Below are 9,544 nucleotides of genomic sequence, written 5' to 3'. Positions count from 1 at the left end.
GCAGCATTTCCCACCGTGGTCGGATTTCTGGCGTCTACCACCCTGGGTCTCGGTGGCGCGCTGATCTTCGGCGCGATCGGCTACGTGATCGCGGTCATCGCGCTCTTCGGGCTGCCCGAGACCCGCGGCATCGAACTGACATGAGCGTCGGCAAGCCAACATTCGGAAGAGAGTCTTCATGCATCAGACACCTGCCGAGCAGCTCGCGCACCTGAGTCCTGCTGAGTCGCGGTCGCGGTTTCGGGCCGGGACCGTGGCCCCCACCTCCGGGTGGTCCGGCGGTTACACGCAGACCAACCTCGTCAGCCTTCCACGCGACTGGGCCTACGACTTCCTCCTCTTCGCGCAGCGCAACCCGAAGCCGTGCCCGCTACTGGACGTCAGCGACGCCGGCTCGCACACAACGGTTCTCGCACCGGGAGCCGACATTCGTACGGACCTACCCGCTTATCGAATCTGGGAGAACGGGGCCCTCGTCGGTGAGGTATCCGACGCATCCGATGCCTGGCGCGATGACCTGGTGTCGTTCCACATCGGCTGTTCGTTCACCTTCGAGACCTCGCTGATCGAAGCGGGTGTCCCACTGCGTCATCGCGAGCAGCAGGTCAACGTCCCGATGTATGTGACGCAACGCCAGTGCCGCCCCGCTGGCCGGATCAGTGGACCACTGGTGGTGTCGATGCGGCCCATCCCCGCCTCGCTGGTCGCGACGGCCGTGACGGCGTCGCACAGGATGCCGGACGTGCACGGAGCGCCGGTTCACGTCGGTGATCCCCAATCGCTTCTCGTCGATGGCATTGACAGACCACAGTTCGGCGATGCGGTCGCCTTCCAACCCGGCGACGTCCCGGTGTTCTGGGCATGCGGGGTCACCCCCCAAGCGGCCATCATGGCGTCCGGCATTCCGTTCGCAATCACCCATGCTCCCGGACACATGCTGATCACCGATCAGCCCGACCACGAACACATTTCGGGCAATCAACATGCGGTGTGACATCATGCGGCGAAGGTGTGACGGTGCGGTGGCCGGCGGTGTCGGCATCGGGGCGCACATCGGGTACCGCGACCTGGTCGGCTTCGGACGTCGTGTCATTGCCACGAAGCCCGCCAACACCGCCGACGAGACGCCACACCAGATCGGTGGTCTCGATGCCCTTGCGAAGCTGGTGACGAGGAGTTCGGTTCGAGCTCAAGACGGCACCGTCATTCGAGTTCCGGCTGAAGGCAATTGTGTGCACGGCAACCCGTCCGATGCCGCGGGCATCGCGCGTTCGGTCCGGGCAGCACAGGAAGCCAACGACGCCGTCGTCAGGGCCGTCACATGACACCCGCGAAACGCGCTCCGCGAGTGCGCATGCTCCCCGCGGGTAGTAGGGCACTCCTCATCGAGCCGGAAGATCCCAGCAGTGTCGACGCCCTGGCATCGACACTGCGCGGCAGCGGACTAGCAGGTATCACTGACGTTCTTCCCGCCGCCCAGACGATCCTCGTGACCACGAAACCCAATGTGGGACTGCGAGATCTCGAGCTATCGATCCACCGCCTCTTCACCTCAGCCAATCACGTCGAGGCCGCGGCGGACTCCGGATCGGAGCTGGTGCGAATACCCGTGTCCTACAACGGGAGCGACCTCGACGACGTCGCAGCGATTCTGGGAATCTCCGTCGACGAAGTCATCCGTCGACACACGAGTCGCTCCTGGAGATGCGCCTTTGTCGGCTTCGCACCGGGTTTCGGTTACCTCGTCTCGAGCACACCGGGGCTAGCCGTACCGCGGCGTGAGCAATCACGGACCTCGGTTCCGCCAGGTTCCGTCGCTCTCGCCGACGGCTACAGCGCGGTCTACCCACGCCGTTCACCGGGCGGCTGGCAGATCATTGGTACGACAACACTGTCCACCTGGGACCTCGCCCTTCCCCAGCCGGCGCTCATCCGGCCGGGGCACCGGGTGCAGTTCGTGAACGAGCCCGCCCGATGAGAAGGCGACCCCATCTCCGCGTGCTGGCGAGCGGACCGTTGAGCGTCATCCAAGACCTGGGGCGTCCCGGCTGGTTCAACTCCGGCGTCGGGGTGTCGGGTGCGGCCGATCGGCGGTCGCACACGTTGGCCAACCGACTTGTCGGCAACCAGGAGGGCGCTGCCACCATCGAGTGCCTCATGGGCGGACTCGAGTTGTACGCCATCGCACCCGTCATCGTCGCGGTGACCGGAGCGCCGGCGCCCATCGCCGTCGATGGGACGCCGACGGGTCACTCGTCGGTGATCGTCCTGGAGCGCGGTCGGCGACTGCGGCTCGGCATGGCCAAGGCCGGCATGCGAATCTACGTCGCCGTCCGAGGCGGTATCGACGTGGACCCAGTTCTAGGCTCACGCAGTCACGACACCCTTTCTGGACTGGGCCCCGAACCACTCTCTACCGGAACGGAGCTATCGGCCGGCGACGACACGATTTGCGACATCGCCATCGACGTGGCGCCCGTGGCCACCATCGACACCGTCCCGATCACCGCGCACGTGATCTTTGGTCCGCGCGACGATTGGTTCCGAAGACCGCGCGATCTGTTGGTCGGCTGGTGGGAAGCGAGCGACAGCATCGACCGGGTCGGAGCGCGCCTGAACAGGCCGAGAGGCTTTCCAGCGCTCACGCGACATATGGAGAAGGAACTGCCCACCGAAGGCATGCCTCTGGGTGCCATACAGGTTCCCCCGAGCGGCGAACCGGTCGTCTTCCTCGCCGACCATCCGATCACCGGCGGGTACCCCGTCGTCGCGACGGTAGTCGACCGGGATCTCGACCTGATCGCGCAAGCCAGGCCCGGGCAACACATCATCTTCCGTCAAGCCATCACCTGACCACACGCCACCACACCTTCGACGAGGACACGCCTAACGACCGAGGCCGATCACATTCGCGCCGCATGAAGCACGACATCGACTGTGGATCGGCACCGTTCGCGAATAGTCACAGACGTGCCCCGCAGAACGCGACGACTACCTGCGGATGGATTCGGTGGCCGGCGCGGCCATGCGCGTGGCTCCGCCCTAGCTCAGCCCTAGCCCGCGGGAAGCTCGAACGGAGGCAACCGATCACAGTTCGGCGTTGTTGACACCCCATTGAACCGGTCGGTGATCCACTGGATGCCGCGCTCGCCGTCAACGAAGTACGTGGCCATACTGTTCACACCGACTTTATCGAGGAGCGGAGGTTGCTGGTTCGTCCAAAAGTCGACGTCGGCGCCCAGGGCGCACCAGTCTGCCGCTAACTGTCTGGCACCGACCCATGGGATGAGAGGGTCAAACCTGTTGATGTTGATCTGGACAGGGGCGGAGGGTTTCAGAGAGCCGAGTCGCTGCGCGGCCAGTGCAGACTTCAAGGGTTCCGAAGCATGCATCTGGTGAATGTCCGGAATGAAATACGGTTGTAGGTGCCGGAATCCGAACTTGATGATGGCTTCGTCGATGCATGCATATCGGGTCTTTTGGAGAAAGTCCACCCCCCGCGGTGTGAGCGCTTGCCGCAGGCCTTGCTCGGCCTCGGGAAACGCCCCGATGAAGGCGTTCAGCGCATAGCCCATCGTTGCCACCAGAAGCGAGCCGTCTGCATAGTCCAGAGCCAGGGCGGGGTCGGCTATGGGCGCACCGACCCAGGCGCCTACTACGTTGAGTTCGGGCGCATAGCTGGGTGCCAGCTCGACAGCCGCCCCTGCGGCGCTGCCACCCGGACCATAGCCCCAAAAGGCCACTGGCCCAGCAGGATCGAGAGACGTGCTTGGCAGCTTCTTGGCCGCTCGTGCGGAGTCGAGCACGGCGTGCGCGGTGGGCACTCGGATACCGGTGGTGGGCGGGCCGTAGGTACCGGTGCCCTGGTAATCGGTGATGACGAGCGCGAACCCGCGGTCCAGCATCGTCGCGATGAATCCTGCCTCGAAATAGAGGACGAAGTCGAGGCCGCCGCCAAAGTGAAGACCGCCTTCACTGAGAAGTCGCGAGATCGCGCACTGGTCACCCAAACCCTGGCCCCACGGCGCGAATGCGATCAGCGGCCGAGGACCGTCGCCGGGCCACGGGCGGTCAGGTTCGATGTAGGTTCCCGAGACCGCCACCGGACTTCCACGCCCGTCAGTGCTCTGGTACATGATGCGGGTGCCAGTTCCCGAGTAGTTGCCGTGACCAGCAGGATCCAGCACAATACGGGAATGCTCGGTGCGAATGAGGTCACCTGGCGCTCCGTCTGGCAGCGGATTCGGCGGTGTGTAAAACGGCCGGTACTGGCACTCAGGCTGATAACCGATATTGGGTGGACAATTGGGCTCAGCATGGGCCGGCGCCGGTCCCAGGATTGACGCACACACCGACGTGACGAGAGCACACACCCAGATCAACCGCGCCGTGCGCTTGAAGGACCTTCGGGTCAGCGTTCGTCCACTCACTGGTGGTGCTCCCGAGTTCCGCTGTTTCACAAAAGGGACAGTCATTCGGGCATGGCCTCACTCCGGGGCGAATCTCGTGACTCGCATCTCTACAACGGGCTTCGTGTGATGCACGACTCGTGGTCAGAGCGATCATGGCGCGCCTTGTTGCCTACCGATGGCTGTCGTGCCGCACAGCGGCACGTCGATTTCGGTCGATGCGAACGCCACGACGTTCGAGATCCGACAGATACTTTGGCAGGAAAACCTAAGGGCGCCTCCCCAAGTGATACCGAAGCTGACTGGTGTCAGAGTGCTGTCGGTGGCGTCACCGGCAGCCGAAGCTGTTGGGAGGCGGCTAGCGCCACGCGCCTCAGAAGGGCAGCGATGGCAGTCATGTTCGTGGTGCTGGGGGCACATACCGATAGGGCCGCGATCGGTTCTCCATTGAGTGAGGCGACGGGCGCAGCCACACAGGACAGGTCGGAGTTTGTGGTGCCTATGTCGAATGCGACGCCGCGGCGCCGAATCTCGGCGAACTCGCTACTCAGCTGCGGGTTGACCTCGTTTACTGCGCGAAGCCCAAGACCAACGGAGCTACGTCCCGCCCCCAGTGCGGAAACAGATTGGTATGCAAGGAGGAGCTTTCCGCCCGCGGTGCGGTATGCAGGCATGCGGCTACCCAGACGCAAGGGTGCCGCTACACTGCGATGCCCCCGAAGCTTCCCCACGTAGACGACGTCGGACCCTTCGAGAACAACGAGTTGTACTGCGTGACGGGTTATCTCGACTACCTCAACGAGATAGGGCATCAGTGCATCAGTGAGCACTGCATGCTCGCTGCCGAACACATCGCGTGCCAATGCCCGCAGGCCCTGCCCGATGCGGTAGCCATTTCCACGGCGCTCCACCATGCTTGCGCGCTCGAGGATGCCCAGCTGACGAAACGTCGTCGACTTGGTCAGACCTGATCGACGCGCCAGTTCGCTCACACCGACAACGGTGTCCGTGCCGTGGCCGAAGGCGGCCAACAGCACGCACGCCTTCTCCACGGCAGACGCAGAGTATCGTTCACCTTGCTGTCGCATTTCGCTGCGAACGTCAGTGACAGTTACCTTGGTGCCGGTGGAATGCCGTATGAGAGCATCGTTTCCGGTGACAGACCGTCCCATTGACTCAGCCATCCGGGGTCGGTGAACTCCCAAATGATGGCGCCGCGTTCCTTGTCGTAGATCATCTCCATATCGGTGTAGAGCTCGATGAGACCTGCGCCGGGCTCGACGAAGTATGCGGCGATGTTGTGTCCTGCTCCGTGACGGACCGGACCCCAGAACAGGCGCGAACCCGATCGCACCAGGCGGTCGGCAAGGCGACCCAGGTCAACGATGCTCTGCGCTTGCCAGGCGTGATGGTGCATCGATGGGTCTTCGTCGGGCGCTTTGACCACAGCGATCCCGTGGTGCTCGGGGTTGCATCGGAGAAAGAAGGCGAAATCTTCGCCGATCTGGTCGGACAATCTGAAGTCGAAGACGTCGATGAGGAAGTTCTTCATTGCCACCGAGTCGTGGACCTTGAGATTGATGTGCCCGTAACGATCCGGGCCGATCCCGCCGGTTCGTATGTCGAGCAACGACATTCCGGTGTAAATGTGCCAGGTGAAGCCTTCGGGTCCCACGAACGCAAAGCCTTGCTCGATGTGGTCCTCGATGGGCTGCTCGGTCAGCACTGGCCAACCACCACGCCGCACCTTCTCTCGGATGGCGGCGAGATCACCTGAACTGGCGGCCACGAGTCCGATGTGATCCACACTGTCGGTATCCGAGGCGATGTAGACCAGTTCGTGGTGGGTGTCCGCAGCGGCGAGGAATGCCTTCTTGGACGTGTTCTCGATGGACCGCAGGCCAAGGATGTCGGCTGCCAGTTTGGTGGATGCAGCTAGGTCCCTGGTGCGGAGAGCGACGTAACCCATCGCCGAGATCGAGCCTGCGACTGTCATGGGAGTCCTTTCGTTGCTTGTCTGAAACTGGCGTGGTTGTGCGTTCTACGAGATCGGTTGTGTTCGTAGCGCTTTCTTGTCGATCTTTCCCACTGCCGTCATGGGAAGTGCGTGGACCGAGATGACCTTCTTGGGCTGCTTGTAGGAAGCGAGCAGTTGTCGGCACGAGTCGCGGATGACGGATTCGTCGTAACCGGAGGTCGGGACAACGAACGCGGTGACAGCTTCACCCCAATCCGGGTGGGGGACACCCACAACGGCTACCGCTTTCACTCCTACGCATGCACTGATGACTTGTTCGACTTCGGTGGTGTACACGTTCATTCCGCCGCTTATCACCATGTCGTTCTTGCGGTCGAGGAGATGGAGGTAACCGTCACCGTCGATACTGCCGATGTCACCGGTGTGCAGCCACCCGCCTTCGAGCGTCTCGCTACTCTTCTCGGGTAGCCCGTGGTAACCGGCCATCACGTACGGGGCTCGAGCGCACACCTCCCCTACTTCTCCGGGTATCACCGGTGTCCCGTGCTCATCGAAGATCCCGAGCTGGACCATCGCGGCAGGTCGACCGCAACTCGAGAGGCGCGACGGGTCGCCCTTTGCATGGTCTTCCCGGGTGAGTCTGGTCAGAAAGTTCGGTGCCTCGGACTGGCCGTAGAGTTGCATGAACACCGGGCCGAAGAGAGCGATCCCCTGTTGGAGACGTTCGGGGGTGATCGGGGCCGCACCGTAGAGGATTGTTCGCAGTGACGCGAGCCTTGACCGCTGCGGAGCCGCAATGTCGAGGAGTCGGTAGATCATCGTAGGTACGAGGAACAGAAAGGTGATCGCGGCGTCCTCGATCAGCCGCAGGACCTCGTGAGCTTGAAACTTCTGCACGAGAAAGGCCTGACCGCCCTTGCAGAGTCCGGCTTGCAGGAGGAACCCCGCGGAATGTGCCAAGGGCGCGGTCAAGAGGAGGCGTTCGTCATCCTGGAAGCCGATCTCGATCTGGTGAGCGAGCAGGTTGGTCGCGAGGCTCCGTTGGGTATGGACTACGCCCTTCTGCCGACCCGTGGTGCCTCCGGTGTAAAGAATGAGGGCGACGTCATCCGGCGTCACTTCAATGTGCGGTGCGTGGGAGGGCGTTTCGGTGTCGTGTGCAAGGCCTGTCCATCCGGGCGCCAGCTCAACGACGTGGGGGATGCCTGCGTTGCGGGCCTGGGACGCGAGCTCGGGATCAGTTATCGCGACCTGGGCGCCGCAGTCGTTGAGGATGTATCCGATTTCGGCCCGCGAAAGCATGTCGTTGATTGGGATCTTGGCGCCCCCGGCTCGGATGATTGCCTGATCGGCAATCACCCATTCCGCACTGTTGGACATCATCAGGGCGACCGGTGATCCTGGCGTTATTCCCAGCGTTATCAGTCGGTGCGCCAACTGGTTCGCGCGGTCGGTGAGCTCACGGTAGGTCAGCGTGCCCTCCGATGACGAGACCGCAGTTTGCTCGCTGAACCGATCGACCGCCGTGGTGATTAGGGCGTGAAGTGTGATCTCCATGTCAGTATCCACTGCTGAGCCTGGGCGCGGGCCCGGCTGCCGTGATGCGGTGCCTCAGCTCGCCGATGTGCTCGACTGCCAGTCGCACGACGTCCCCAGGCTGCAGCCAACCACGAAACCGTTGGGGGTCAAGCGCGTAATGTTCGAATAGGCAGCCGGATTCGACTGTACCGGAGCCGATGACGTCGCCCGCTCGGAGTTCTGTGCCGCGAGACGCGTACGCGATCATGTCGGGGAAACCCCAGTCGATGGTGTTCATTCGCCCGTGGCTGATGAGTTGATCGTTGACGTAGGCCGTCATCTCCAAGTCGAACGCCTTGGCTGACCGGAACGGTTCGAGTTCGTCTGCAGTTACCAGGTATGGACCCAAGGTATTGGCTGTGTCTTTGCCCTTCGCGGGTCCGAGGCGCAAGGGCATCTCGTTCACCTGGAGGTCACGAGCGCTCCAATCGCAGAAGACCATGTAACCGGCGATATGGTTTTCTGCGTCGGCTGGGGCGATGTCAGACCCGGCCAACCCAATTACGGCGGCGATTTCGAGCTCGAAGTCGAACCGGTCGCTGTCCGGGGCGATGGCTACATCATCATAGGGCCCCAGCCGAGCGTTCGGGTTGGTGAAATAGAACGGGGGAAACAGTTGGTGGCGCTCATCCACGGGGATGCCAGCGGCGTCGGAGAGATTGCGCAGGTGCTGTAGGAAGCCGGCGCAGTCACGGATCGATCGGGGCTGCAGCGGGCTGCGGATGTCGACGTCAGCCAACGGGAGCACCTCGAGCGGCGAGTCAGAGAAGCGACGCCCCTGCTCGGTTAGATCTCCCCGCTCCAAGAGCTCGATCATCGTGAGGTCGGTCGCGAAGCCTCGCACCTCAAGCCCGTCAACGACACCCACGCGGTCATGGCCAGTGGAGGATCGGTACGTAACGAGTTTCATGCCGGTCACCGTGATTCGGCGTAGGCAGATTCGGTCCCGGCCCGGCTCCAAAGTTGCCGCGATAACTGGTCGAGCTGTGCTGAGTTGGCCGCTGCCCCAAAGACGTAGCGGTCTGGGCGGACTATGACAGCGTGTGCGCGGTGCTCATTTAGCCACTGTCGAGTTGCAAGGTCGACACTTGTGAAGATTGGTGCATGTAGCCGCTCCCAAACGCGCGTGGTCGATTCCTCCACGCCGCCAACCACCGAGGGATCGCCAATCACGACGAAGTTGTAGCCGACCACGTCGTCGAGTCGCCGTCCATTGTCCAGCCGGGGCTGGATACTCAAAATACCTGCTGCCCCGCTGGTTTCGTCGTGCAGACCTTCTCCCAGGGTCGGAACGGGAAACGGAATGTCCAGTAGAGACGGCACCTCGTCGGGGTGCCCGGGGTTTTCTGCGAGGTGTTCGACAGCGTTAGCTGCAGCGGCGGCGGCCACGGCGTAGGTGCGCACATGCGGTTTGCGTTCGGCTTCATAGGAATCGAGCAGGCTGTCGGGTCCGCCGTTGAGTCGGGCGTCGATCTTCCACGCCAAGTTCATCGCGTCTCGTATGCCTGAGCACATGCCCTGCCCGAGGTGCGGAGTCATCTGGTGAGCGGCATCGCCGGCCAGGAAGAGGCGGCGGTCG

The 9,544-nt window shown here is 63.0% G+C and carries 10 protein-coding genes; 4 read left to right on the top strand and 6 right to left on the bottom strand.

Translation table 11 applies throughout. The features are described from left to right. The first annotated feature begins 178 nt into the window (after positions 1-178). From ABW137_RS32410 to ABW137_RS32395, 4 genes are read left to right on the top strand one after another with little or no spacing between them, the layout of a single operon-like run. The gene (locus ABW137_RS32410; RefSeq protein WP_526406457.1) at positions 179-994 is read left to right on the top strand and encodes a putative hydro-lyase; all 816 of its coding nucleotides are present in this window, start codon (positions 179-181) and stop codon (positions 992-994) included. A gap of 4 nt (positions 995-998) precedes the next feature. Then, positions 999-1,325: a LamB/YcsF family protein gene (locus ABW137_RS32405; protein ID WP_526406455.1), complete on the top strand. Its 327-nt coding sequence runs from the start codon at positions 999-1,001 to the stop codon at positions 1,323-1,325. Continuing rightward, complete coding sequence (locus tag ABW137_RS32400) at positions 1,322-1,978, top strand: 5-oxoprolinase subunit B family protein (RefSeq protein WP_526406453.1); 657 nt, start codon at positions 1,322-1,324, stop codon at positions 1,976-1,978. Before ABW137_RS32405 ends, ABW137_RS32400 begins: the two co-directional genes overlap by 4 nt. Then, positions 1,975-2,853, top strand: coding sequence for a 5-oxoprolinase subunit C family protein (locus ABW137_RS32395; RefSeq protein WP_526406451.1), 879 nt, complete (start codon positions 1,975-1,977; stop codon positions 2,851-2,853). The genes ABW137_RS32400 and ABW137_RS32395 overlap by 4 nt, the downstream gene beginning before the upstream one ends. 200 nt (positions 2,854-3,053) lie before the next feature. Here the strand turns inward: ABW137_RS32395 and ABW137_RS32390 are convergent, their stop codons facing one another. The 6 genes from ABW137_RS32390 to ABW137_RS32365 form a co-directional block, all read right to left on the bottom strand. Continuing rightward, positions 3,054-4,382 (bottom strand): lipase family protein, encoded by a 1,329-nt coding sequence (locus ABW137_RS32390; protein ID WP_526406461.1) that lies wholly within the window; start codon positions 4,380-4,382, stop codon positions 3,054-3,056. A 335-nt stretch (positions 4,383-4,717) separates the two neighbouring features. Then, positions 4,718-5,497: an IclR family transcriptional regulator gene (locus ABW137_RS32385; RefSeq protein ID WP_526406459.1), complete on the bottom strand. Its 780-nt coding sequence runs from the start codon at positions 5,495-5,497 to the stop codon at positions 4,718-4,720. Between the two features lie 23 nt (positions 5,498-5,520). After that, positions 5,521-6,405: a VOC family protein gene (locus tag ABW137_RS32380; RefSeq protein ID WP_526406449.1), complete on the bottom strand. Its 885-nt coding sequence runs from the start codon at positions 6,403-6,405 to the stop codon at positions 5,521-5,523. 45 nt (positions 6,406-6,450) lie between these two features. Further along, positions 6,451-7,944, bottom strand: coding sequence for a class I adenylate-forming enzyme family protein (locus ABW137_RS32375; protein ID WP_526406447.1), 1,494 nt, complete (start codon positions 7,942-7,944; stop codon positions 6,451-6,453). A 1-nt stretch (position 7,945) separates the two neighbouring features. Then, positions 7,946-8,875: a fumarylacetoacetate hydrolase family protein gene (locus tag ABW137_RS32370; RefSeq protein ID WP_526406445.1), complete on the bottom strand. Its 930-nt coding sequence runs from the start codon at positions 8,873-8,875 to the stop codon at positions 7,946-7,948. A gap of 5 nt (positions 8,876-8,880) precedes the next feature. Further along, positions 8,881-9,544, bottom strand: a 664-nt coding sequence (locus ABW137_RS32365; protein WP_526406443.1) for an FAD-dependent oxidoreductase, incomplete at its 5' end; no start/stop codon positions are given.

Source organism: Mycobacterium sp. (assembly GCF_040509115.1).
Taxonomy (GTDB): domain Bacteria; phylum Actinomycetota; class Actinomycetes; order Mycobacteriales; family Mycobacteriaceae; genus Mycobacterium.
The sequence above is the reverse complement of the archived record's forward strand: the minus strand, read 5'-3'. Positions and strand labels throughout refer to the sequence as shown.